22 protein-coding genes are annotated in these 25856 nt (G+C 66.9%); 4 read left to right on the plus strand and 18 right to left on the minus strand.

The features are described 5' to 3' along the window. Positions 1-44 precede the first annotated feature (44 nt). The 8 genes from fdhA to U5798_RS34470 form a co-directional block, all read right to left on the minus strand. Positions 45-1241, minus strand: coding sequence for a formaldehyde dehydrogenase, glutathione-independent (fdhA, locus tag U5798_RS34435; RefSeq protein ID WP_059239222.1), 1197 nt, complete (start codon positions 1239-1241; stop codon positions 45-47). 249 nt (positions 1242-1490) lie between these two features. Continuing rightward, on the minus strand, positions 1491-2681 hold the full coding sequence (locus U5798_RS34440) for an efflux RND transporter periplasmic adaptor subunit (RefSeq protein ID WP_322084639.1): 1191 nt from the start codon (positions 2679-2681) through the stop codon (positions 1491-1493). Then, the gene (locus tag U5798_RS34445; protein ID WP_322084640.1) at positions 2681-4558 is read right to left on the minus strand and encodes an efflux transporter outer membrane subunit; all 1878 of its coding nucleotides are present in this window, start codon (positions 4556-4558) and stop codon (positions 2681-2683) included. The genes U5798_RS34440 and U5798_RS34445 overlap by 1 nt, the downstream gene beginning before the upstream one ends. 2 nt (positions 4559-4560) lie before the next feature. Next, positions 4561-5499 carry a glycosyltransferase family 2 protein gene (locus tag U5798_RS34450; RefSeq protein WP_322084641.1) on the minus strand — a complete coding sequence of 313 codons (939 nt, stop codon included), beginning with the start codon at positions 5497-5499 and terminating at the stop codon, positions 4561-4563. Positions 5500-5509: 10 nt separating this feature from the next. After that, complete coding sequence (locus U5798_RS34455; protein WP_322084642.1) at positions 5510-7105, minus strand: DHA2 family efflux MFS transporter permease subunit; 1596 nt, start codon at positions 7103-7105, stop codon at positions 5510-5512. Then, the gene (locus tag U5798_RS34460) at positions 7102-8385 is read right to left on the minus strand and encodes a glycosyltransferase (protein ID WP_322084643.1); all 1284 of its coding nucleotides are present in this window, start codon (positions 8383-8385) and stop codon (positions 7102-7104) included. Before U5798_RS34460 ends, U5798_RS34455 begins: the two co-directional genes overlap by 4 nt. A 17-nt stretch (positions 8386-8402) precedes the next feature. After that, entirely contained in the window at positions 8403-8972 is a 570-nt protein-coding gene (locus tag U5798_RS34465; RefSeq protein WP_011547084.1) for a methyltransferase family protein, read from the minus strand. Positions 8973-9039: 67 nt separating this feature from the next. Continuing rightward, the gene (locus U5798_RS34470) at positions 9040-9936 is read right to left on the minus strand and encodes an alpha/beta hydrolase (protein ID WP_322084644.1); all 897 of its coding nucleotides are present in this window, start codon (positions 9934-9936) and stop codon (positions 9040-9042) included. A 720-nt stretch (positions 9937-10656) separates the two neighbouring features. Between U5798_RS34470 and betI the strand changes: the two genes are divergently transcribed. The 3 genes from betI to betA are packed head-to-tail and all read left to right on the plus strand — an operon-like array spanning position 10657 to position 14469. Continuing rightward, entirely contained in the window at positions 10657-11241 is a 585-nt protein-coding gene (betI, locus tag U5798_RS34475; protein WP_322084645.1) for a transcriptional regulator BetI, read from the plus strand. Positions 11242-11273: 32 nt separating this feature from the next. Next, a complete protein-coding gene (gene betB / locus U5798_RS34480; protein ID WP_176048389.1) occupies positions 11274-12743 on the plus strand; it encodes a betaine-aldehyde dehydrogenase in 1470 nt (489 codons plus the stop codon). 25 nt (positions 12744-12768) lie between these two features. Beyond that, entirely contained in the window at positions 12769-14469 is a 1701-nt protein-coding gene (gene betA, locus U5798_RS34485; protein WP_322084646.1) for a choline dehydrogenase, read from the plus strand. Positions 14470-14556: 87 nt separating this feature from the next. Here the strand turns inward: betA and U5798_RS34490 are convergent, their stop codons facing one another. From U5798_RS34490 to U5798_RS34535, 10 genes are all read right to left on the minus strand, one after another. Beyond that, positions 14557-15141 carry a dual specificity protein phosphatase family protein gene (locus tag U5798_RS34490; RefSeq protein ID WP_322084647.1) on the minus strand — a complete coding sequence of 195 codons (585 nt, stop codon included), beginning with the start codon at positions 15139-15141 and terminating at the stop codon, positions 14557-14559. A gap of 13 nt (positions 15142-15154) precedes the next feature. Next, on the minus strand, positions 15155-15649 hold the full coding sequence (locus tag U5798_RS34495) for a hypothetical protein (protein WP_322084648.1): 495 nt from the start codon (positions 15647-15649) through the stop codon (positions 15155-15157). Next, positions 15646-16788: an MGDG synthase family glycosyltransferase gene (locus U5798_RS34500; protein WP_322084649.1), complete on the minus strand. Its 1143-nt coding sequence runs from the start codon at positions 16786-16788 to the stop codon at positions 15646-15648. Before U5798_RS34500 ends, U5798_RS34495 begins: the two co-directional genes overlap by 4 nt. Before the next feature lie 311 nt (positions 16789-17099). Beyond that, on the minus strand, positions 17100-18191 hold the full coding sequence (locus tag U5798_RS34505) for a hypothetical protein (protein WP_124455264.1): 1092 nt from the start codon (positions 18189-18191) through the stop codon (positions 17100-17102). 235 nt (positions 18192-18426) lie between these two features. Continuing rightward, complete coding sequence (locus U5798_RS34510) at positions 18427-18930, minus strand: activator protein (RefSeq protein WP_124455265.1); 504 nt, start codon at positions 18928-18930, stop codon at positions 18427-18429. Positions 18931-19111: 181 nt separating this feature from the next. Further along, the gene (locus U5798_RS34515; protein WP_124455266.1) at positions 19112-19615 is read right to left on the minus strand and encodes an activator protein; all 504 of its coding nucleotides are present in this window, start codon (positions 19613-19615) and stop codon (positions 19112-19114) included. Positions 19616-19736: 121 nt separating this feature from the next. Continuing rightward, a complete protein-coding gene (locus U5798_RS34520; RefSeq protein WP_124455267.1) occupies positions 19737-20561 on the minus strand; it encodes an OmpW/AlkL family protein in 825 nt (274 codons plus the stop codon). A 73-nt stretch (positions 20562-20634) separates the two neighbouring features. After that, on the minus strand, positions 20635-21888 hold the full coding sequence (locus U5798_RS34525; RefSeq protein WP_322084650.1) for a DUF2957 domain-containing protein: 1254 nt from the start codon (positions 21886-21888) through the stop codon (positions 20635-20637). 71 nt (positions 21889-21959) lie between these two features. Further along, positions 21960-23573, minus strand: coding sequence for a DUF2957 domain-containing protein (locus U5798_RS34530; RefSeq protein WP_322084651.1), 1614 nt, complete (start codon positions 23571-23573; stop codon positions 21960-21962). A gap of 618 nt (positions 23574-24191) precedes the next feature. Further along, positions 24192-24488 (minus strand): cupin domain-containing protein, encoded by a 297-nt coding sequence (locus U5798_RS34535; protein WP_322084652.1) that lies wholly within the window; start codon positions 24486-24488, stop codon positions 24192-24194. A 423-nt stretch (positions 24489-24911) separates the two neighbouring features. Here U5798_RS34535 and U5798_RS34540 point away from each other — a divergent pair, with 423 nt between their 5' ends. Beyond that, positions 24912-25856: an ABC transporter ATP-binding protein gene (locus tag U5798_RS34540; RefSeq protein WP_124455271.1), complete on the plus strand. Its 945-nt coding sequence runs from the start codon at positions 24912-24914 to the stop codon at positions 25854-25856.

The following is a 25856-nucleotide window of genomic DNA, read 5'->3' on the forward strand; positions in this document are numbered from 1 at the left end:
AGCCGCCCGTTTCTTTCAGCGCGTAGCGAACGAACGCCGGCGCATCATGCCGCCAGCAACCCGTGCGGGTCGATGACGAATTTGCGCGGCGCGCCGCCGTCGAACTTCTTGTAGCCTTCCGGCGCCTGGTCGAGCGAGATCACCTCGACATTGACGATCTTCGCGATCGGCAACCGGTCGAACAGGATCGCCTGCATCAGGTTGCGGTTGTACTTCAGCACCGGCGTCTGGCCCGTGAAGAACGAGTGCGACTTCGCCCAGCCGAGGCCGAAGCGGATGCTCAGGCTGCCGTGCTGCGCGGCCTTGTCCTTCGCGCCCGGATCGTCCGTCACGTACAGGCCCGGGATGCCGATCGCGCCGGCCGGGCGCGTGATTTCCATCAGCGAGTTCAGCACCGTCGCGGGCGCTTCCTCCGAATGGCCCGACGAGCCGTGGCCGTGCGCCTCGAAGCCGACGCAGTCGACCGCGCAGTCGATCTCGGGCACGCCGAGAATCTGCTCGATCTGCTCGCCGAGCGATGCGTCCTTCGACAGGTCGACCGTCTCGAAGCCCATCGCCCGCGCATGCGCGAGGCGTTCCGCGTTCATGTCACCGACGATCGTGACCGCCGCGCCGAGCAGGCGCGCCGATGCGGCGGCCGCCATGCCGACCGGGCCCGCGCCCGCGATGTAGACCGTCGAGCCCGGCTTCACGCCCGCGCTCACCGCGCCGTGATAACCGGTCGGCAGAATGTCGGACAGGCAGGTCAGGTCGCGGATCTTCGACATCGCCTGGTCGCGATCGGGGAATTTCAGCAGGTTGAAATCGGCGTACGGCACGAGCACGTATTCGGCCTGGCCGCCGATCCAGCCGCCCATGTCGACGTAGCCGTATGCGCCGCCGGCACGCGACGGGTTCACGTTCAGGCACACGCCCGTATGGGTGTCCTTGCACATCGCGCAGCGGCCGCAGGCGACGTTGAACGGCACCGACACGAGATCGCCGATCTTCAGCGTCTCGACGTCGCGGCCCACCTCGACCACTTCGCCGGTAATCTCGTGACCGAGCACGAGCCCGACCGGTGCGGTCGTGCGGCCGCGCACCATGTGCTGGTCGGAGCCGCAGATGTTCGTGCTGACTACTTTCAGGATCACGCCGTGGCCGATCGCGCGGCCGCTCGGGTCGACCATCTTCGGATAATCGATTTTCTGGACTTCGACCTGGCCCGGCCCAAGATAGACGACACCTCGATTGCTGCTCATCGTATTGTCTCCATGTCTCGTTGGATGGCGCCGCGGCGCGCCGGCCCATGCGGCGCACGCGCAACGCGCTGTTCGAGAGTAGTCCCGGAGGCAGGGGCGCCGATGTCTCAAACGCGACATGCGTTTGATCGGCGCCGACATCGATGGCGGAAATACGAAAGTCGGGCGGGAAGCGACGGGGAAGTCCGAACAGGACGCGCTTGGGGCGGACTGCCCCTCGCGGCCGGCCCTCGCCTTCTCCGACGGGCGTTACCCGCCCTGATTCTCGCGAACGATCGCGGCAGCGGCCGCTTCCGCGTCGCTCGCGACGCCGTCGTGCATGCGCGTGCTGACGGCCGGCGTCGGCGGCTCGCTGTCGAGCGCGTGGCCGTTGCGGTCGTGCGTGTCGACCGTCGCGCGCATCGACAGCCCGACGCGCAGCGGATGCGCGGCGAGATCGCGCGAATCGAGCGCGATCACGACCGGCACGCGCTGCACGACCTTGATCCAGTTGCCGGCCGCGTTCTGCGACGGCAGCATCGAGAAAGCGCTGCCCGTGCCGGCCGAGAAGCCCTGCACGCGGCCGCGATAAGCCACGCGCGAACCATAGAGATCCGACACGACCTCGACCGGCTGCCCGATACGCATGTGACGAATCTGCCCTTCCTTGAAATTCGCCTCGATCCACAGCTGGTTGAGCTGCACGACCGACATCAGCGGGACACCGGGCCCGACCTGCTGGCCGACCTGCACCGAACGCTGCCCGATCGTACCGTCGACGGGCGCGACGATCGTGGTGCGCTTCAGGTTCCGGTATGCGAGCTTGAACTGCGCGGCTGCCTGCACGACAGCCGGGCTCTCGTCGACGGGCAGCTTGCTGCCGAGTGCGCGCGCTGCGTCGAGCTGGGCCTGCGCGGCCGCGAGGTTCGCCTGCGCGCCGGCCACCGCCGCACGCGCTCGCGCCAGTTCCTCCGGCGCGACGATCTCGACCGACGCGCCGGAGCGCGCGACGAGTGCGCGCTGCGCGAGCGACAGGTCGGCACGCCGCGCATTCACGGCCTCGACATACATCGTGTTCGAGATCCTGGCGTTCGCGACCTGCCGCACGGCCTGCGCGAGCTGTGCCTTCGCCTGCGCGAACGCGACGGACGCCTCGGTATCGTCGAGCTTCACGAGCGTCTGCCCGGCGCGCACGGCCTGCGTATCGGCCACCAGCACGTCGGTCACCGCACCGGGGATCTGCGCGGCGACCTGCACGATGCTGCCCGCGACGTACGCGTCGTCGGTATCTTCGTAGTAGCGGTCGCTCAGCAGCCAGTATGCGATCCACGCGATCGCGGCCAGCAGCACGATCGCGAAGAACACGGTGAAGCGCCTGCGGCGCGTCGCGCGGCGCGCGTCGAGTGCCGGGTCGGTCTGGGCGGCCGGCGGCGCGGCGGCATGAAGGTTGTCGTGGTGCATCAGTCGCTTTGCGTAACGATCAGTCGATCGTGCTGGAACAGGGGGATCGGCTGGATGACCACCGCGGCCGGCGCCGCAATCGCCGCTGCCGTACGTGCGAGAACGGGCGTGTCGCGGGATGCCGCGCCGGAGGCGATCGCACCGGCCGTCGACGGGCGCGCCGCATCGTCACGCCGCGCAAGCGCAGGTACGGGCGCTGGTACGGGTGCGGGTGCGACACTCGCCGTGGCTGCGACCTGTGACATGGCGGCATTCCCCGCACGCGCATCGGTCGACTGCCCAGCCGCAACTGCGCGGTTCGCCGACACGGAAGCCTCCGAAGCCGACGCCCCGCGCCTCGCCGCCCCGCTGCGCGCGCGATGCACGGCCGGCGTCTGGGCCTGCGCTACCGTTGCGCCCGCATCGAACCCGCCGCCGAGCGCGCCGATCAGTCCCACGCGCAGCGTCCGCTGCCGGCCGAGCAACACGATCATCTGCGTGCGCTCGTCGATCAGCGTGAGATCCGCGACATCGACATCCTTCTGCATCAGCACGCCGCGCCGGTGACGGTCGGCCGCGATCTGCACGATCTTCTGCGCGGCCGCGACCGCGTCCTGCTGCTGCGTCACGAGCGTCTGCGACGTCTGCAGCGACGTGACGAGCTGCGCGACCTGCCCGAGCGCGTCGTCGACGGTCTTGTTGTACAGCCCGATCGCGACGTCGGCCTGCGCGACATCCGCGCCGAGCTTCGCCTTCAGCCGGCCGCGATCGAAGATCGGCAACGAGATCGCCGGGCCGACGGAGCCGGCAAGCGAATCGCGCGAGAACAGCGACGCGGGCGTGAGCGCGAACACGCCGCCGAGCGCGACGAGGTTCACGTCCGGATAGAACTGCGCGCGCGTCGAATCGGCATTCGCGAACGCGGCTTCGACACGCAACCGCGCGGCGACGATATCGGGCCGGCGGCCGAGCAGGTCGGCCGGCAGCCGCGCGGGCACGGCGCCGCCCGCGAACGCGCCGACGCGCGGCCGCTGCAGCGCGAGCCCGCGCTCGGGGCCGCGGCCCGACAGCACGCCGAGCTGCAGTTGCGCGAGCTTGATCTGCTCGTCGTTCAGCGCGATCTGTTCGAGCAGGCGGCTGCGCTTGATCGATGCGTCGCTCGCGTCGTACGCGTTGTCGAGGCCGCGCGCGGTGCGCTCGCGCAGCACGGCCGTCACACGCTGGCTGATCTTCAGCTTCTGCTGCAACAGCTCGCGCGTCGCATACGCCTGGTCGAGCTGGCAGTACACGGTGACGATCGCGACGGCGAGCGTCAGCCGCACCTGTTCGGCCTCGACGCCCGCCGCGTCGCGCAGCGACATCAGGCTCTTCGTCGCTGCGCGGTTCTTGCCCCACAGGTCCAGCTGGTAGTTCAGCCCGACGAAGATCGACGACGGCGAAACGTTCGGATCGCCGAAGATCTGCACCGGCACGCGATAGCCGCCGGCCGTCACGTCGGCGATGTCGCCGGGCTTCGGCATCCGCGCGCGGCTGACCGTCGCGCCGGCCGTGCCCGTCAGCCCGGTCAGCGAATCGAACTGCTGAAGCTGGGCCTGCGCGATCCGCAACCGCGCCTGTGCGACCTGCACATCGGGACTGTTCCGCGACGCCTCGGCTACCAGGTCGTCGAGCTGCGGATCCTGCAGCTGCTTCACCCAGTCCGGTGCCGGCCACGCGCCGCTCGCGCCGGGGCCGGCCGTATGGGCGAGCGCGTCGTCGGCCGGCGCGCGCAGCGACAGCGACGGCAGGAAGCCCGACGGCACGCAGCCGCCCAATGCGAACAGCACGGCCACCGCCGCGATCGTCGAGCCGCCCTTCACGCCACGCGCCGACCCCGCCGCTTTCCTCGATCGCCGCATCGTCACCCCTGCTGAACGCGCTGCGCACGCGCGGCCAGACGCGGCCGCGTGCGCTCGAGCGGGCCGAGCCGGCCGAACAGGCCATCCGCGACGCCGAACAGGATGCCGGCGAGCTTCGCGCGCTTGTCGCGCTCGACGAGCGCGATCTGCACGACCTGCCACACGGTCAACAGGTTCGGCACGATCGCCACCGGAAAGCGCAGCCCGTACTGCATCCCGAGCTGCACGGCGTTGCGCGCGCTGTAGTAGCGCCGTTGCCACGAATGATTCATCGACGTCATTTCGAAAGGGCCGATCGCGTGCCGCTGCTTCGCGCCGATCCGGTGCTGCAGCACCAGCGACGGCACGACATAGAGCGGCACGTTGCGCGACAGTGCGCGGAAGCTGTACTCGGTGTCGACGTGATCGATGAACAGCGTCTCGTCGAAACGGCCGAGCAGGTCGAACGCGTCGCGCGACACGACGCAGCCCGACGAGATCAGGAATGCGCAGCGCTGCAGCGGCGCGCCCGGCTCGATGCGCAAGCGGCGCAGCCCGATGCCGTTGGTGGCGAGTTCGGGCAGGAAGCTGCGCGCGTTCTCGTCGAAGATGCGCGGGCCGGCCAGGAACGCGCGCCCCGCGAGCCCCGCGCAGACGTCGCGCATCACCGGGAAATACGCGGCCGGCACCGACGAATCCTGGTCGAACAGCGCGACCGCGTCGACACGGTCGCGAAACAGTGCCGCGAGCCCCGCGTTGTACGCACCCGCGATGCCGCCGCAATTGCCGTGATGCAGCAGCGCGATGCCTTCCCTGTCGCACAGCTCGCGCGCCCGCGCATCGGGTTGCGGCGTGTTGTCGACCACGAGCAGCGCGTCGCACGCATGCCGCCACGCGCGGAGCGCGTCGAGCTGCGCTTCGCTCGGGTGATACAGGATCACGAGTGCGCCGAGTGTCGTCATGGTCTTCTCCTCAATGTCCGAACGACGCGGCCGCACCGCGCTTCGGCCGCGTCAGCCACATCATCGCGGCGAGCGCGAGACACGTCATGCTCGCCATCCAGAACATGTCGTTGGTCGCCATCATGTACGCCTGCTGCATCACGACCTGGTGCAGCGTCGACAGCTCGCGCACGCCGTCCACACCCATCGCGTTCAGCGCATGCACGAAACGCTGCGTATTGGCCGATGCGTGCGTGACCGATTGCGACACGACGTCGTAGTGATAGGTCGCGCGGTTTTCCCACAGCGTCACGCTCATCGCGGTGCCGAACGCGGCGGACAGCGTGCGCAGAAAGTTCGACAGGCTCGATGCGGCGGCGAGCCGGTCGTCGGGAATCCGCGACAGCGTCGCGGCGGTCAGCGGAATGAAGAAGCACGGCAGCCCGATCCCCTGGATCAGCCCGGGTGCGGCGATCTGCGCGAACGTCATCTTCAGCGTGAAATGCGCATCCCAGGCGAGCACGGCCGCGAACACGAGAAAGCCGAACGTCGCGAGCACGCGCGCGTCGAAACGGTGCGCATGAATCCCGACGAGAATCGAGAACACGAGCGCGAGCACGCCGAGCGACGCAGTCGCGAGCCCCGCATGAAACGCGTTGTAGCCCATCACGGCCTGCATCCACAGCGGGAACACGACGCCGACCACCGAGAAGCTCATCATTCCGAGCGAGATGATCAGCACGCAGAACGAGAACGTGCGGTCGCGAAACAGGCTGAGATCGACGACGGGATGCGCCTCGCCCGCCTCCCAGATCAGCAGCGACACGATCGCGAGCGTCGCGACCACCGCGAGCGTGACGATCAGCGGCGAGCCGAACCAGCCGCGATCGTGGCCGAGGTCGAGCATCGCCTGCAGCGAGCCGACGCCGATCACGAGCAGCACGATGCCCGGCACGTCGACCGGGCCGGCCGCGCCGCGCTGCGCGTCGGGGCGCAGCATCGCGGTGCACACCGCGAACGAGAACAGCCCGATCGGCAAGTTGATCAGGAAAATCCACGGCCACGAGAAGTTGTCGACGATCCAGCCGCCGACCACCGGCCCGAAGATCGGCGCAAGCAGCACCGTCATCGCCCACAGCGCGAGCGCGATCGTGCGCTTGTCCGGCGGAAAGGTGCGCAGCAGGATCGTCTGCGACAGCGGCACCATCGGCCCCGAGCACAGCCCCTGCAGCGCGCGGCAGATCACCAGCACGTGCAGGTCGCGCGCGAGCCCGCAGAGCAGCGACGTCAGCGTGAACAGCAGCACCGCGCCGACGAACAGCCGCAGCTCGCCGACGCGGCGCGCGAGCCAGCCCGTCAGCGGCACCGCGATCGCGGCCGCGACCGAGTACGAGCTGATCACCCACGTGCCCTGGCTGTTCGATACGCCGAGGCTGCCGGAGATCGCCGGCACCGCGACGTTCGTCACGGTCGAGTCGAGCACCTCGATGAAGGTCGCGAGCGACAGCGCGAATGTCAGCAGCGCGAGCCGGATGCCGCGCACCGGCTGCGCGGCAGGCGCGGGCGCCGGCACGTCGAATGCGGACGGCGCGACGGGCCCGTCGTGAAGCGGCGATGCGGTGCTCATGCGCCGGCCGCCGCGAAATCGGCCCGTGCTGCCACGCGCCCGCGCACCGGCACGAACCGTTCGATGAAATCGGCGGCCGCCTCGCAGCCGTCCGGCGCGGCCGCGAGCAGCGCGCGCGTGCGCTCCGCATGCACCGCGAACGCCGGTTCGTCGAGCACGTGTGCGAGCGCCGCGCCGAGCCGTGCGCCGTCGACCGGGCCATCGACGCGCACGCCGCAGCCGTTCGCGACGACGCGTTGCGCGTTGTCGAACTGGTCGTGCGCGAACGGCGTGACGACCTGCACGATCCCGGCTTCGCACGCGAGCGCCGCGGTGCCGATCCCGCCGTGATGCACGAGCGCGCGGCAACGCGGCAGCAAGGTGCGCATCGGCACGAAGCGGCGCACGAGCAGCCGGTCATCGTCCGGCGTCGCAGCGTGCGGCGTCAGCAGGATCCCGCGCGCGCCGGTCGCGCGCAGCGCGTGCGCCACCGCGCGCGCGTATGCCGCGTGATCGACGCGTGTCGAACCGGCCGTGAACACGACCGGGGGTTCACCGGCCGCGAGAAACGCATCGAGTGCCACATCATCGTCAGGTGTCTCAATATCGTTGAACAGCGGAAAGCCGCTTTGCAGATGGTTCGACGGCCAGTCGGGCTGAGGCGGCGCGAACCAGCCGGGAAACAGGCACAGCACGCCATCGGTCGAATGCAGCCAGCGGCCGAGCACGCGCCGCGCGGGCGCGAGCCCGAGATCGCGGCGCACCGCGTTGAGCGCCGGGCCGCACACGCGATCGAGCACCTGCCGCTCGATCAGCGTCATCAGCGCCGATTTCACCGGCAGCGGCCAGCGCGCGGGAATCGTCAGGCGCGGGTGCGTGGGCGGCGCATGCGCGGACAGCAGCGTCGACGGCGACACCTGCACCGACACGTACGGCGTGCCGTGCCGCTCCTGCATGAAGCGCGCAGAGAACGCCCACAGCGTGCCGACGAGCACTGTGTCGGCATCGCTCAGCGCGTCCAGCGTGTCGTAGTGGGCGCGCAGCGTCGGGGCGATCACCTGCCACAGCGTGCGGAACGACGTGCGCGGATCCCACAGCGCCGGGTTCTCCATCGCGGCGTCGTATTCGGCCGCGGTACCGACCGGCACGAACGCGAACCCGCAGCGGCGCACGGCCGCCTCGAACGGCGCGTGCGTGCAGAACACGACGTCGTGACCGCGCGCCGCGAGCGTGCGCGCAACGCCGAGCAACGGATGCACGTCGCCCGCCGAGCCGATCGCGGTCACGATCATCTTCGCCATCGCGCGCCTCGCGGGAATCAGTAGAAGCCGGGAATCAGCGCCGCCACTTCGCGGCGGTACTGCGCGTATGCCGGCCCGAAATACCCGGTCAGCCAGCTTTCCTCGACGCGCACCTTGTACGCGAGCGACGCGAACACGAGCAGCACGCCGATCGCGCCGCGCCATTCGCCGCCGATCAGCGCGGCGCCGACGAGCGCGATCAGGCAGCCCGTGTAGATCGGGTGACGCACGAGTGCATACGGCCCCGTGCGGACAAGTTCGTGGTCTTCCTTCAGCGTGACCGACACGCTCCAGTTCGTGCCGAGATGCAGCCGCGCCCAGACCGAGAACAACAGTCCGGCCACCAGCACCGCGAGCCCGCACTGCGCCTGCAGCCCGAAGCGCTGCCAGTCGGGCACGAGCGCCTGCCACGACGGATCGGGCAGGATGATCAGTGCGCCGCCGACGATCAGCGGAATCGACTGCAGCGTGCGCGAGCGCGATGCTTCCTTGCGCACGGTCGTCTTCACGCCCTGCGACGTGGCGATCCAGTAGGCGAGCCATGCGGCCCACGGAACGACGATGGCGATGGTCTGAACGATATTCACGGCTGGCCTGCCTCGTTGGGATAGGAATCGGGATGCGCGGGATGGACCCGCGGCACGACGGTGGGCGTCACGACGACAGCGCGTGCATCGGCACGCACGCATGCGCGGCTGCACGCGCCATGCCGGCCGCGACGGGCGCCTCGCCGCAGAAGAAGTCGAGCAGCGCGGCGCGCGTGTATTCGCGCTGCGCGCGGCCTTCGATGTCGAGGAAATGGCCGGCATCCGGCACCGTCGCGAACCGCGCGCGCGGCACGTGTGCGCCGAGCTGGCGCACGTCGGCCGGCGTCGTGTATTCGTCGCGCTCGCCGTTCAGGAACAGCAGCTCGCAGCCGATGTTCGAGAACTCGCTGAAGTAGCGCTCCGGCTGAAGCGACAGGATCTGGTCGACGTGGAACGCGACCTGGTCCTGCTCGTCGCGCGGCAGGCGCGTGAGATAGCGGTAGTTGTACAGCTTCATGATGCGCGGCAGGTAGCGGCCGACGGTGTCGTTCAGCAGCTGCGCGGCCTTCAGGTTCTCGCCGGCCACGATGTGGTCGCGGGCACGCGTCACGTAGTCGACCATCGCGTCGTTCAGGAACGGCGAGAACGAGCAGATCGCCGCGCGCCGCACGCTCGGGCAGCCGCGCGCGAGCGCGAACAGCGATGCGACGCCGCCCCACGACACCGACACGAGAAACGCCGGCGCGAAATGCTCGACCAGGTACTGCAGGATCGCGGCCTCGTCGTCCTTGGTCAGGATGTAGCAGCCCGGGTTGTGCTGGCGTGACTGGCCCGCATACGGCAGGTCGAAGCAGATCGTGTTCATCCGCTCGCCGAGGTACTGGACGGTCTGCCCGAACGACGCCGTCGTCGCGAGCGCGCCGTTGACGAGCATCGCGGTGTCGAACGCCGGGTCGAACACGTTCCGTTCGACGTAGACCTTCAGACCATTCGGTAGCGGGACCACGTGTTTTTCGGTCGGCATCGTCGTTCTCCGGTGAATGCGGCGTCTCGACGTCGCGGCATGCTGCAGGTGCGCAATGGCAGGTGACGGCCTCGTGCGCGGTTCGTCATCGCGCCCATTGCCGACGCACCGCGGAAAATGCCGGCGGTGCCCATTCATTCCTCATGGTGCGGCGCCATACTAATACGGTCGATATTACTTACTCAAGTCATTCCAAAAATCCTTCTACTCGGTCCGGAAATACGTCGAATTCAAATTTATTTATCGATTTCTATGGTAGGAGGAATCTCAAAAGAGAGGATCGCAATCGTTTGCGAGCAATCCGCTCCAGCGTTCATAAAACACGAATTATCATTAATATTCAATATGTTACCTAGTTTAAATCGCCTGATTGAAACGGTTTCTAGAAAATTGAACACCTTCACAATCCGATTTTACGATTTCATATCGTGAATAATTTTGCAGAACTCGACAGTCTTTCTGTTTGTAATGAAACCGAGCGCGGAAATGGTCCTCCGCATTGCGTCACATCTTCACGAATCGTTTTAAACAGATTCAAACTTAATTAACCTTCTTTCAATCGTTTTTCCGCACCTGCACATGGCTCCGGACGGGAGGAATCCTCCCCCGTTTAGAACGCGGCATCCTGTTCGACCCGCTTTTTTATTGATTGAACGATCAATAAAAAACCGCTAAGCTCTCGACTTCCATGGACGGCCCGTCCGGGCGAAGGGAGTCGCGATGCCGAAAGTCGGAATGCGGGAGATTCGCCGCGCACAATTGATCGATGCCACGCTGCGCTCGATCGACGAAGCAGGCCTGCCCGGCACGACGCTCGCATCGGTCGCGCAGCGCGCGAACATCTCGACGGGCATCGTCAGCCACTACTTCGGCGACAAGGACGGCCTGCTCGAAGCCACGATGCGGCACGTGCTGCGCGACCTGTGGTCGGCCACCACGCGCCGCCGCACGGCCGCGCGCAAGGATCCGCGTTCGCGGCTGCGCGCGGTCGTCGCCGCGAACTTCGACGACACGCAGGTCAGCGCACCCGTGATGAAGACGTGGCTCGCGTTCTGGTCGCAGAGCATGCACGACCCGATGCTCAAGCGCCTGCAGCACGTCAACACGCGGCGCCTCCACTCGAACCTGTGCGCCGAATTCGCGAAGGCGTTGCCGCGCACGAAAGCACGCGAAGCCGCCAGCGGACTCGCCGCGCTGATCGACGGCCTGTGGCTGCGCGGCGCACTCGCCGGCGGCCCGATCGACACCCGGGCTGCATTGAAGCTCGCCCACGATTACATCGACCTGCTGCTCGCGTCCGCCTGACGCGTCACGCAGTCGCCCTCAAGGAGATCCTCATGTCCGTATTCGGTTTGCAGCGCCTCTACATCGGCGGCGGTTACGTCGACGCCACGAGCGGCAAGACTTTCGACACCTTCGATCCCGCCACCGGCGAACTGCTCGCGCAGGTGCAGCAGGCTAGCGCGGCCGACGTCGACCGCGCGGTCGCGTCCGCCCAGGAAGGCCAGCGCGAATGGGCCGCGATGACCGCGATGCAGCGCTCGCGCATCCTGCGCCGCGCGGTCGACCTGCTGCGCGAGCGCAACGACGAGCTCGCCGCACTCGAAACGCGCGACACCGGCAAGCCGATCGGCGAGACGCTCGCGGTCGACATCGTCACCGGCGCGGACGTGATCGAGTACTACGCGGGCCTCGCGACCGCGATCGAAGGGCTGCAGGTGCCGCTGCGCGCCGAGTCGTTCGTCTATACGCGCCGCGAGCCGCTCGGCGTGTGCGCGGGCATCGGCGCGTGGAACTACCCGATCCAGATCGCCTGCTGGAAGACGGCGCCCGCGCTCGCGGCCGGCAACGCGATGGTGTTCAAGCCGAGCGAAGTCACGCCATTGACCGCGCTGAAGCTCGCGGAAATCTATACGGAAGCCGGCGTGCCGGCCGGCGTGTTCAACGTCGTGCAGGGCGACGGCTCGGTCGGCGCGCTGCTGACGGGCCACCCGGACATCGCGAAGGTGTCGTTCACGGGCGGCGTCGAGACCGGCAAGAAGGTGATGTCGCTGGCCGGCGCGTCGTCGCTGAAGGAAGTGACGATGGAACTCGGCGGCAAGTCGCCGCTGATCGTGTTCGACGACGCCGACCTCGACCGCGCGGCCGACATCGCGGTCACCGCCAACTTCTTCAGCTCGGGCCAGGTCTGCACGAACGGCACGCGCGTGTTCGTGCACCGCTCCGTCAAGGACGCGTTCACGCAAAAGGTGCTCGAACGCGTGAAGCGCATCCGCGTCGGCAAGCCGACTGATGCCGACACCAACTTCGGCCCGCTCGTGTCGGCCGCGCAGCTCGACAAGGTGCTCGGCTTCATCGAAAGCGGCAAGGCCGAAGGCGCGAAGCTGCTCGCGGGCGGCACGCGCCTGACCGACGGCCACTTCGGCAGCGGCCAGTACGTCGCGCCGACCGTGTTCGGCGATTGCCGCGACGACATGAAGATCGTCCGCGAGGAAATCTTCGGGCCGGTGATGAGCATCCTCGATTTCGAATCGGAAGACGAAGTGATCGCCCGCGCGAACGACACGCACTACGGCCTTGCGGCCGGCGTCGTGACCGAGAACCTGTCGCGCGCGCACCGCACGATCCACCGCCTCGAAGCCGGCATCTGCTGGATCAACACGTGGGGCGAATCGCCCGCCGAGATGCCGGTTGGCGGATACAAGCAATCCGGTGTCGGACGCGAGAACGGCATCACGACGCTCGAGCACTACACTCGAATCAAGTCGGTGCAGGTCGAGCTCGGCCGCTACAACCCGGTATTTTGAGGATCACGAAAGGAGATTCACCGTCATGACGACACGCGAATACGACTACATCATCTGCGGCGCAGGCTCCGCGGGCAACGTGCTCGCAACGCGCCTGACGGAAGATCCGGACGTCACGGTGCTGCTGCTCGAAGCCGGTGGTCCCGACTACCGCTTCGACTTCCGCACGCAGATGCCGGCGGCGCTGGCCTACCCGCTGCAGGGCCGCCGCTACAACTGGGCGTACGAAACCGACCCCGAGCCGCACATGGACAACCGCCGGATGGAATGCGGCCGCGGCAAGGGGCTCGGCGGGTCGTCGCTGATCAACGGAATGTGCTACATCCGCGGCAACGCGCTCGACTACGACAACTGGTCGACGCACAAGGGCCTCGAGAACTGGACGTACCTCGACTGCCTGCCGTACTTCAAGAAAGCCGAGACGCGCGACGTCGGCCCGAACGACTATCACGGCGGCAACGGCCCCGTGTCCGTCACGACCAGCAAGCCGGGCGTGAATCCGCTGTTCGAGGCAATGGTCGACGCGGGCGTGCAGGCCGGCTATCCGCGCACCGACGACCTGAACGGTTACCAGCAGGAAGGCTTCGGCCCGATGGACCGCACCGTCACGCCGAAGGGCCGCCGCGCGAGCACCGCGCGCGGCTACCTCGACCAGGCAAGGGCGCGGCCGAACCTCGAGATCGTCACGCACGCGCTCGCCGACCGCATCCTGTTCGACGGCAAGCGCGCGTCGGGCGTCACGTACCTGCGCGGCAGCGAGCGCGCGACCGCGCATGCGCGCCGCGAAGTGCTCGTGTGCAGCGGCGCAATCGCGTCGCCGCAGCTGCTGCAACGCTCGGGCGTCGGCCCCGGCGCATGGCTCAAGGCACTCGACATTCCCGTCGTGCTCGACCTGCCCGGCGTCGGCCAGAACCTGCAGGACCATCTGGAGATGTACATCCAGTACGAATGCAAGGAGCCCGTCTCGCTGTACCCGGCGCTCAAGTGGTGGAACCAGCCGAAGATCGGCCTCGAATGGATGCTGAACGGCACGGGCCTCGGCGCGAGCAACCACTTCGAAGCGGGCGGCTTCATCCGCACGCGTGACGACGATCCCTGGCCGAACATCCAGTATCACTTCCTGCCGGTGGCGATCAACTACAACGGCTCGAACGCGATCGAGATGCACGGCTTCCAGGCGCACGTCGGCTCGATGCGCTCGCCGAGCCGCGGCCGCGTGAAGCTGCGCTCGCGCGACCCGAACGACCATCCGAGCATCCTGTTCAACTACATGGCCGAAGCGCTCGACTGGCGCGAGTTCCGCGATGCGATCCGCGCGACGCGCGAGATCATGCGCCAGCCCGCGCTCGACCGCTATCGCGGCCGCGAGCTGAACCCGGGTGCCGACTGCAAGAGCGACAAGGAACTCGACGCGTTCGTGCGCGCCCGCGCGGAAACCGCGTTCCATCCGTCGTGCTCGTGCAAGATGGGTTACGACGACATGGCGGTGGTCGATGAAGAAGGCCGCGTGCACGGGCTCGAGGGGCTGCGGGTGGTCGATGCGTCGATCATGCCGATCATCACGACCGGCAACCTGAACGCGCCGACGATCATGATCGCCGAGAAGATCGCCGACAAGATCCGCGGGCGCAAGCCGCTTGCGCGTGTGGATGTGCCTTACTTCGTTGCGAACGGCGCGATGGCGCGGAACGTCGCGAAGGCCGTGCGGCAGCCCGAGACGGTCTGACGACGGCGGGCGCACGGCCCGCTCTTCGATGGTGTCCTGACGAAACGCCGCCGACCGTGAGGGTCGGCGGCGTTTCGCTTTCATGCGTCAGCCGCTGTTCACTTCCCGCTTCAAACGCTCGACGTCGACGTTTTCCAGGTAGTTCGTGATGTTCCGCCAGATCGGATGGAACCCGTAGCCGCCGTGCTGCAGCTCGTCGAGCGCCTGCTCGCGCGTCCAGCCCTGGTACACCATCCGGTACAGCGCCGACACGAGGCCCGTGCGATCGGCGCCGTGCTGGCAGTGGATCAGCACCGGGCCGTCCTGGTCGGCCGTGCGGAGCGCCTTCAGCGCGGTGACCATGTCTTGGTCGCGGATGTCCCACGTGTTGATCCTGATGCGCTGCATCCTGATCTGCGTGCCGGCCAGGATGGTGTCGTCCGCATGAAACGAACGGAAGCTGATGACCTTGCGGATACCGAGCTTCTGCAGTTCGGGCACGTCCGCGCGCGACAGCTGCGCGCTGCGGTACAGCGTCGGCGTGATGCGATGCAGGTTGTTCACGTGCACATCGACCACGCTCTGCGCCCACTTGATCGGCCGGGCGGACACCTCGGAGGCCGGGTCCGCGTGGGCTGGCTGCACGAGCCCGGCGAGCGCGACGGCGAGTGCGGCAATGACGGCGATTTTCATGTCGGGTCGGGGTTCAGTAAAATGCGCGCTTGCGCTCGCGGGAAACGATGAACAGCACGATCGCGGCCGCGCTCATGGTCCAGTAGTCGGTCGGCGCCACGCCCAGCCAGTGGACATGCCACGGCACGCTGGCCGGGTTGAAGCGGGCCAGGCCGTAGGCCGGATTCAGCACGAACCACAGGAAATCCTCGGTCAGCCAGAACACCATGATGCACGCGATGATCCGCGCCTCGATGCGCCACGACCACCGCCCGTTGAAGATCGGCGGCAGATGGAAGAACAGCGCGACGAACGGGAACACCCATGCGTGGTAGCCGGTCATCGGCCGCCCGCCCCAGAAGATGTCGAGCAGCCAGTGATGCTCGATGCGCCAGGTCGGCAGGTTCGCGGCCCAGCCTGCGCTGCCCTCGATCTGGATCTCGACGTTCGCGAAGAAGTACGCGAGCAGCATGACCCACGCGACGACGAACAGCGTATGGCGCGTCGGGATGAAACGCCCGACGCTCATGCGGCAGGCTCCAGGCCCAGCACGCGGTCGAGCACGAATCGGCCGGCCAGCGGCCGCCCGAGCGGCGCGAGACGGCGGCGCATGTCGTCGAGGCGCTCCGGCGCCTGCAGCAGCGCGCGGATCCGGTAGACGAGCGCATCGTCGTCGATGGCCTTCAGCGCGACACCCTGCTCGAGCAGGAAATCCGCGTTGCGCTCTTCCTGGCCCGGAATCGGCGAATTGACGATCATCGGCAACTGCATCGCGAGGCATTCGGACGTCGTCAGGCCGCCCGGCTTCGTGATCACGAGGTCGGCACAGGCCATCAGGCGTTCGACCTGCTGCGTGAAACCCTGCGGAAAGAGCCGGCCCGGATGCCGCGCGGCGAGCGCCTGCAGCGACGCGAGCATCGCCTGGTTCTTGCCGGCCAGCGCGATCAGCTGGAAGTCGGCATCCATCTCGAGCAGCCGCGCGGCCAGCACGTCGAGCCCGCCGAGGCCCGCGCCGCCGGACATCATCAGGAACGTCCGGCGCGCGGGATCGAGGCCGAACTCCGCCGCGCAGGCCGCACGATCGAGCGGCTGGCCGAACGCCGGCATGATCGGGATGCCGCTCACGTGCACCGTTTCCGGCGCCATGCCGCGTGCATGCATGCGCCACGCGATCTCGTCGTTGGCCGCGAAGTAGCCGCGCATGTGCGGCACGACCCACATGCTGTGCAGGTCGAAATCGGTGACCTGCACCCACACAGGCGTGTCGATGCGCGCCTTGCGGATCTCGCGCGACAACAGCTCGGCCGGCAGGAAGTGCGTGCAGATGATCGCGTCCGGGCGCTGCCGCTCGATCTCCGCGAGCAGCTGGCGGCAGTTGAGCCGCTCGATCGCGCGGCGGATCTTCTGCGATGCCGCGGCCGGATCGGCTTCGTCGGTCTTCTGGTACAGATAGCCCCACAGTGCCGGCTGGCTGCTGACGAGCTTGATGTAGAGATCGGTGTACAGCTTGCGGAAGCCGGTGGACACGAAGTCCATCACGTCCAGGTGCGTGGCTTCGACGCCGGCCGGATGGTGATCGGCAAATGCGCGAATCGCTTCGGCCGCGCGGGTATGCCCGGCGCCGGCGCTGACGCTCAGGAGCAGGATTTTCTTGTTTTGCTTTGACATCTGACTGACCGTTTCGATGAAGGTGGTCCGGATGCGGGTTCGCGGCGGCGCTCTCACGCGGCGGCTGTTTGCGTCCGGCTTACAACAAGCTTGGCAGATCTTCGACGGTGCGGGCGGGCGGCTATATCGACGCGACCGCCGGCATCGTCTGCGGAATCATACTGCGTTCGGTCGGCGGTGCCCGGATCGGTCGTCGATCAGGCGATCAGGCGATCAGGCGATCAGGCGATCAGGAAGGATAGATGGCGTGGACGGCGTGCTGCGCGGCCAGGGCGACGCACCAGCCGGCCGTGCCCCACGTGTTCCCCGAATCAGGGCGTTGCCACACCCCGCTTTCGCGTCCGCTTCCCGCGAACGATCGGATTCCATCGCGACGTCAGGCTCATTGCGCCGCGCAGCCGTTCGAACGCGACGTCCTCCCGCTGCCCGAAGCGGCTGACCGCCGGCCACGCGAGCACGTGATCGAGCCAGCCCTGCCACTCGTCGCCATGAAAGCGGCGACCGACTTCCCGCACGGCGTCGGGTGCCGCGATCACGATGCCCGCAAGCAGGTAGTAGGCCCAGAAGCTGCCCGCGCCGACGAGCTGATCGAGCCGGCACACGGACAACGCCGCGAGCAGCCCGTCCACCGTCGAGAGATCGGCACGATTCGTGCGAATCGCCCGCGCAACGAGGTTGTGCTGATCGCCATACGCGGCAACAGAGGTCCCGTCGCCGGCGGCGAGCACGGCCGAGAACGTCGCGAGCGCCGCCATCTCGTCGATGCGCGATGCATCGTCGCGCGGCCCGCACACGCGCAGCACGAGCGCGTCGATGACGGCACCCGGCATGCCCGACGTTTCTCCACTCGCCGCCGCGACGACGGCCAGCCTGTCTCCCGGGTTCTTCGTAGGCGGCGCCTCGCCCTGCGCGCCCGTTTCATGTTCGGTACCTTCGCCGTCATCGCCCCCGTTGCATTTGATGCCGCCGGCAATCCTCTCGAGCGCGGCCCAGCCGACATCGGGGTCGTCGAATGCGCATGCATCGATCACGCCGTACGCGGTGTCGAACACGGCACGCGAACCGGGACAGCTGCGTTCGGCTTCGGCGAGTTGCTGCATCGAAGGCGCATGCGAGCACGCACCGAGCGGGTTGCTCAGGTCGCATGCGCAGATGCCGCCGTCCGATGCGATCCACGGCGCGAGCCGTGAAAGCATCGCTGTCGCTTCCCGGGACAGGGTCGCGCCGGCCCGCATGCGTATCGCGTGCGACGCGATGACGGTCGTGCCGCCGGCGTCACCCGCCTGCGCCGCGCAAGCGGCGGCGTCGAGTCGTTCGATCAGGTACTGCAGCCACGCGGCCGTGCGCAGCCGGTCAGGCGTCGCGCCGCGGGCATCTCCATACTTTGCTGGATCGGTAAGCATGGGTCTTCCGGGATAGTTCTGGCCAATTGGAATAGTTTTGTATCAATCGAATCGAATGGCGCGGCACGCCGCGCCATCCCTGCATGTCCACCCGGATCGGATCGCGACGCGGGCGGCCAGCCGGCCGTCGCGCCGATACGCGCGACGACACGAATGCAACTAAAAATGAAGAGTCCGCCATGCATATCGCACGGCCCTCGTGCGCAACGGGCACCTGTTTCGATTCGCGAGGCTCTTACTGCACGTGGAGCTTCGGCGTCGCCATGAGCGTGCCGGAAAACTTGCAATCCGGTGTCAGTTCAGCGCTGCTGAAAGTCATTGAGGAATTCGAATCGTTCCATTTCGCCACGATCTTGCTCGGCCCGCACGCTCCAAGCACCTTGAAGTCCACCTGAGCGTTGTTGACCGAAAGCTGTGTCGCGCTGTCCACCTGCCCTGTCCACGGCGAAGAGCCGCTGGCGCTGCCGCTGACCAGCTGACACACGCTGCCCCCGCTGAACTGCACCGACGCGATATTGACGATACCCGCCGGCGTAATCGTTCCATTGAACGTCGCGGTACAGTTCGCGATGATCTGCTTGATGGTAAGCGCTGTCAGCCCCGTCGCCGAAAACGGCTCACCGTTCGGATTCATCGGCTGGCCGTCCACGCGCGAAACGGTTACCGCAAATGCCGGCGCAGCCGAAACCGCGGTAAATGCCACTGCGGCAGCAAGCGATGCAATTCGACGAATTTTCATCTGTACGGCCCTCTCTCTTGATAGTTGGCGGCCTTACCCGAGAAACGCGACCGCTCCGCGGAATGAATCCGGCCGCCGCGCCGATACACGCGACGGCACGAACCCATCGAAACCGCGAATGCCCGCCGCGCATACCACACTGCCCTCGCGCGCGACGGGCACCCGCTTCGATCCACGATGCTTACTGCACGTGGAACTTCGGCGACGTCGTGACCGTGCCTGACACCGTGCAGTTAGGCGTCAGGACCGAGTTATTGAACGTCAGCGACGAGTTCGCATCGTTCCATGCCGTCACCACCTTGCTCGGGCCGCATGCGCCGAGCAGCGTGACGTTCACCTGCACGTTGTTGATCGACAACTGCGTCGTGCTGTCGGCCTGGCCCGTCCACGGCGACGTGCTGCTTGCCGTGCCGCTGATCAGACCGCACGTGGTACCGCCGGCAAACTGCGTCGAGGTGATGTTGACGATGCCGGTCGACGTGATCGTGCCGTTGAACGTCGCGTTACAGGTTGCACTGATCGCTCCCTTGCTGAGGTTGGTCAGCCCCGATACGGAGAACGGCTCGCCGTTCGGGTTCATCGGCTGGCCGTCGGCACGTGAAACGGTGACAGCGAAAGCAGGCGCGGCCGAAACCGCGGTGAAAGCCACTGCAGCAACAAGCGATACGATTTTGCGAATGCTCATTTGAACTGCCCCCTCTCTTCACAAATGGCGGCACGCCGCCAGGAACGCGACCGTCCGGTCGGAACGATCCGGCCAACCGGTCGCAGGAAGCCGCCGGCACGCGTCATGCGCGCCGGTCGGCTCAGAACTTGTAGGAAATCCCGACGAACGTGATCAGCGGGTCGGCCTTCAGCTTCGTGCGCGTGGTCGCGAGCGTTGAGCCGTCGGCCGCCTTGATCACGAGCGACGAGTAGGTCTTCAGCGGCATGTACGTCAGCGTCGCCGTCAGCCCCCAGTGCTTGTCGATCGCGTAACTCGCACCGACGTTGTAGACCGGCGTGAACGACGACGACGCCTTGCCTTCCACCGACGTCGCGCCCGGCTTGCCGGCGCCGGCCGCGAGCACGCTGCCGAGGTTCTCGTTGATGTCCTTCGCGAAGTTGCCGTTCAGTTCGATGTTGCTGAACCAGCTGTAGGCCACGCCGATCCCGACGAACGGGCGGAACTTCGCCGTCGGGGCATTGAAGTAGTACTGCAGGATGATCGTCGGGCTCCACTGCCGCGCGTTCTTCACGGCCGGCTGGTTCGCCGACTTGTCCATGTCGACGTTGCCCAGGGAGCCGGCCGGGCCAGGCGGCTTGATCACGCCATGGCCGGTCAGCGTGAATTCGGGCGGCACGCCGAGCACCGACGTCACCGCGATGTGGTCGGTGAAGAAGTGCGTGAGCGTGAGGCCGACCGTGTCGGCGTTGTTGACCGTCAGGCTCGTGCCCGGCGACGTGAACGAACCGGGCAGGCGCAGCGGCCCGTTGATCGGCATGCCCGCGAGATTCGTCGTCAGCCCGTTGGTCGAATCCTGCGGCATGATGTGCAGCCAGCCCAGCGTCGCGACGTTGTCGCCCGCCTGCTGGGCCGATGCGAGCGTCGACACGCCTGTGACGATACCCGCGACAATCAGCTTCTTCATGAAGTCTCCCCTCATTCTGTCGGGGCGCCGTGCATCTGCGCGCGGCGCCGCCGTGTCTCCATCCAGGCGTGCGTCACTGCACGAATGCGCCGACCGTGAAGTACGGGTTGCTCGTATCGTTCATGTCGAGGAACCCGAATACGCCGCCGGTGAACGCGAACTTGCCGGTTGCCGGCCCCGACGCCGCATCCGCATGCACGGTCGTCACGATGCCCGGCACCTTCTGCGTGTAGTCGAGGTTCAGCGCGCGCGTGAGCGCGGCCTGCGACGCGTTGAATGGATCGAGCAGCGTGGCCTGTGCGCCGACGAGCGCGGTCGCGCGGTAGTTGAACGCGCTGTCGACGCCCGTGTACTCGCCGTCCTGCGAGCCTTGCGTGATCGCCGTCTGCGGGCTCAGGAACGAGATGCCCGATTCGTCGTCCGCGCTCGGCGGGCCTTGCGTGAGGTCCGCGTTCGCAGCGCCGGTGCGGATGAAGATCGGCACGAGCTGGTTGCGCAGCTTGCCGACGATCAGGATCCCCTTGCCGGCCTTCGCCGGATCGAGCGCCGCGAGCGTCGGCGGAATCTGCGGCTGGTAGTTGAGCGACTGGAATGCCGGCGCGTCGGGACGCAGCGTGAACGGCTGGTTCACGGTCGCGCTCGATGCAAGCGGCTGCCCGCCGTTCTTCTTGCCGAAGTTGTCGGTCTCGACATAGCTGCCGTCCGCGTTGATCGTTACCTGCTGGTCGAGCGCCACCGGCTGGAAGCTCTGCGACGGCACCTGGTGATAGCCGAGCTGGTTGTACGTGCCGGCGATCTTCGTCAGGTCGGTTTCGAGCGACGAGAAGCTGATGAACGGGTAGTACGGGAACGTCGTCTGCGGAATCTTGCCGACGCCGATCACACCGTTGAACTGGATCGTCGCGCCCGGAATCGCGCCGCCCAGCACGCCTTCGCCGAGAAACAGCCGCGCGGGCCGGGTCGGGTCGAGACTCGCGTTCTGCATCCGGAACGTGCACTGGTTCAGCTTGACCGTCGGCAGCCCCGTTTCGTCGGCCAGCGTGCCGTCGACCACATTCGCGGGCGCCGTATCGCGCGTCGGCTGCACGGTGCCCGTGGTGGTCGGTACCGGCGAAGCGAGGTAGGTCATCCGGTACGTCATCTTCGTCGTGTCGAGCTGCACCTTCACGAGCTCGCCCGACCCCGACCCGCCGACGAACACCGTGTTGTAGTCGATCGTCTGCGGGCACAGCCGGACCACCGGCGCGGGCGGCGGGTCGCCATCTCCGCCGCATGCTGCCAGCAAGGGCGCGAGCGACGCCGCGACCATCCATTTCTTCAAATTCATAGGAATCCTCTTGAAATTCGATTCGCCGGCAGCGACGCATGCGCCGCCGGTGTTACGTGTTCAATGCAGGGTTACTGGACGAACGCGCCGACCGTGAAGAACGGGTTGACCTGGCTGTTGTTGACGACCATCGCGTAGACATTGCCGGCCGTCACGACCCAGCCCGTATCGCCCTTCTTGAAGATCGCCACATTGCCGTTCGAGCCCTTCGCGTTGAAGTCCTGCGTGGCCGTGACCTTGATCTTGCCGGGCGTCGCCTGGGTGTAGTCGAGCCCGAACTGCGAGGTCACCGACGACGTCTGCGGATCGATGAAGGCCGCGGTGCTGCCCTGGAACAGCGTGGACGTGTAGTTCGCGGACATCGTCGATACCGCGGTGCCGTCGTTGCAACTACCCGCCTGCGCCAGGAAGAACGTGCCGTTGAAGCTACCGGGCAGATCCGGGTGCGGCACGTTGTTGTTGAAGCTCGGGCCCGAGTTGGCGATCGCGAAAGTCGCGGTGCTGGGCGCCACGATACCGCAGGCGGATGCGCTCGTTGCGCCGATGAAGCCGCCCTTCAACGAGTTGGCCGCGATGGCGGTCGTCGACGAGAGCATCGAGATCCCGACTTCGGCATCGGCGACCGATGCGAGCGCATTGCTCGAATCGACATGCGTGTAACCGACCCGAATCACGATCGGCACCCGCACACCGTTCAGCTTGCCGACGATCATGATCCCCTTCGCCTGGCTCGGCGTCGCGATCACGATGCCCGGCGCCTGCCCGGCCACCGGATACACGACCGTACCGAACTGGTTCGGCACCGCGTTGCTCACGAACACGTTGTCGGCCGAACCGTCCGCGTTCTTGCGCAATGTCCACGGCGATCCGGTAGTCTGGCACGAGTAATCGCTATTCGGCGTGATCGTGCACGAACCGTCCGCATTGAAGGTCTGGTTCCAGTTGACGACGTCGGGCTCCCAGCCCGCCGCCCCGGCACTGCTCTGGGCGCTGCCGCCGACAGGCGACAGGTGAATCCCCACTTCGTTGTAGTTGCCCGCGACCTGCGTGAAATCGGTTTCCGTTTGCGTGAAGCCGATGAACGGGTAGAAATCGAATGTGCGCGACGGCACGACGCCAAGCACGAAGCCCGGGAACGGTTCGATCCCGGCGAACGCGATCGTCGCCCCAGGAATCCCGCCGCCCACCACGCCATTGCCGACGAACAGCATCGGCGGATCCGCACGATTGATCGTCACCGCATACGTACCATCGCTCGTTGCGCCGCTGTCGAGCACGAACGCGCAGCGGTTCTGCTCGGCGGTCGGGAGCGTGGTCGGATGATGGAATGCGCCGCTGATCGTCAGGCCCGCGCGGGTATTGTTGACTTGCCCCGCCGACGTCGGCACCGACGATTCGAGGAACTGCATCTGATAGGTGAGCTTCGTCGTGTCGAATTTCACCTTCACGTACTCGCCGCTGCCGGCGCCGCCCGTATACGTCGTCGTGTAATCGAGCACGTCAGGACACAGCTTCGTCACGACGGGCGGCGTCGTTTCGGCGCCGCTCGGCCCGCATGCGCTGCCCGAGCACTGCGGCACATTGATCGGCCCCGGATCATCCCCGCCGCCGCAACCGGCGACGAACGGCAGCGCCAGTACCGCGCACGACAGGATCGCTTTCCGCCATTCAGGAATGCAAATCATCAACCCCTCCTTTTCAGGTACGACAAAGTCTCGTCCGGCCGGGCTGCATGGCCCGCCGGTTGGTATCGCGCCGCCGCACGAATGCGCAGCGCATGACGGTGCACGCAAGACGGCCGCGATGCCGGTCAGGCAGATGCGGCACATGCCGCTGCGGCAGGCAAGCGTGCTCCCGCAGCGCCGTCATGCGGCACGGCGCCGTCGGAACGATCGAAACGGAAAGTGGTTCGCCGCTACACGGCGAAGTGACGAGGCAGGCATGCGACCTGCGTCGCGCCTGCATTCAGCGAAAAATCGGGAAACGGCAGTCCGGCTGGCCCCGCGGATACGCGTCTCATGGTGTGGTCTCCATCCGTACGCTTGATTCGTTATCGTGATGCGTCGTTTGTCGAGACTATGATCGGACCATTCAAACAAGTAAATGGATGCAGAGTTCCAAACGAATGAAACCGCGCGATCCTAGCGTTTGTACGGTATTTAACAGATTTTCAAACAGCCTTCATTTTATTTGCTCAGACAAATACCGGACCCGTGGAACACGCGTTTGAACAGCGCAGGCCAATCCGCGCCGAGTCAGGCCTGCCGGCCTTCAGCGGCCCGCGCGCATGTTGCGGCGCAACCTCAAACGTCGATGATCGCGAGCGTGCCGTGGCTGCCGGGCAGCACCGCGTGGCGCGTGCCGGCATGCGCGAGATACATCTGCCCGGCGCCGACCACGACCGTTTCCGCTTCGACTTCGAGCATCAGCACGCCGTCGAGCACCAGCAGCCCCTCGTTGTAGTCGTGCACTTCCGCTTCGTACGGCTGCGCATCCATGCGCAGCACCTTGATCCGGGCCGGCCCGACCTCGCCGACGATCGTGGATTTCCAGGCGGCGGCCTGCGCGTCCGCCACGGACTTGAAATCGATCAAAGACATGCGCCCCGCTCCGTGAACGATGAAAGGAACGCATTATCGCGAGCGCGATGCGCGCCGTCCCGGTACGGCGCAACGGCGTTCGGGCAGCACAGTCGGCACGCCGCACGCGCGGAAACGCTGTCACGGCCCGATTCGCGGGAAATACCCCGAATTGTTCGTTTGATTCAAATAAAATCATCTTTTATTGCCAAATTTGCGCTTGACTCACGCAAATCCGGCACCGGCAACATCCGGCTTTTCCATCAGAATGCATTTCGATCTGCCGATTGCTAATATGGCGGTCCCGCGATCCCGCACCACCACGCCGTTCGATACGACGCCCGTTCGCCATGCCGTCCCCGGTCCCGGCCGCTTCCCAGCGGCGGCGGCACCGGGCACGCGCAGCGCACCGCGTCGCGCCGGCCGGCCGTGCCATCCGTGAGCATGCAACCGATCCTTTCCGTCTCCGATCTCTCCAAGACTTACGCGTCCGGCTTCCAGGCGCTGAAGCACGTGACCCTCGACATCCGCCCCGGCGAGATCTTCGCGCTGCTCGGGCCGAACGGCGCCGGCAAGACCACGCTGATCGGCTCGATCTGCGGCATCGTCACGCCGACCGAAGGCCGCGTGACGGTCGGCGGCCACGACATCCGCGATCAATACCGCGCGGCCCGCGAAATGATCGGCCTCGTGCCGCAGGAGCTGACCACCGACGCGTTCGAGACCGTCTGGGCGACCGTGTCGTTCAGCCGCGGGCTGTTCGGCAAGGCGCCCGATCCCGCGTACATCGAGAAGACGCTGAAGGCGCTGTCGCTGTGGGACAAGCGCGACAACAAGCTGATGACGCTGTCGGGCGGCATGAAGCGCCGCGTGATGATCGCGAAGGCGCTGTCGCACGAGCCGCGCATCCTGTTCCTCGACGAGCCGACGGCCGGCGTCGACGTCGAGTTGCGCCGCGACATGTGGAAGCTCGTCGATTCGCTGCGCGAAAGCGGCGTGACGATCCTGCTGACCACGCACTACATCGAGGAAGCCGAGGAGATGGCCGACCGGATCGGCATCATCCTCGGCGGCGAGCTCGTGCTCGTCGAGGAGAAGCGCGAGCTGATGCGCAAGCTCGGCAAGAAGCAGCTGACCGTGCAGCTCGAGCACCCGCTCGCGGACGTGCCGCCCGCGCTCGTGCCGTTCGGGCTCGAACGCGCGGACGACGGCGCCGCGCTCGTCTACACGTACGACTCGCAGCGCGACGACGCGAGCATCGCGAAGCTGATCAACGCGCTCGGCTCGGCCGGCATCGGCTTCCGCGACCTGCACACGACGCAGAGCTCGCTCGAAGACATCTTCGTCAGCCTGATCGACAACCGCCGCAACGGCGTGCAAGGAGCCTGA

Source organism: Burkholderia sp. BCC1972 (genome assembly GCF_905339605.1).
Taxonomy (GTDB): Bacteria; Pseudomonadota; Gammaproteobacteria; order Burkholderiales; family Burkholderiaceae; genus Burkholderia.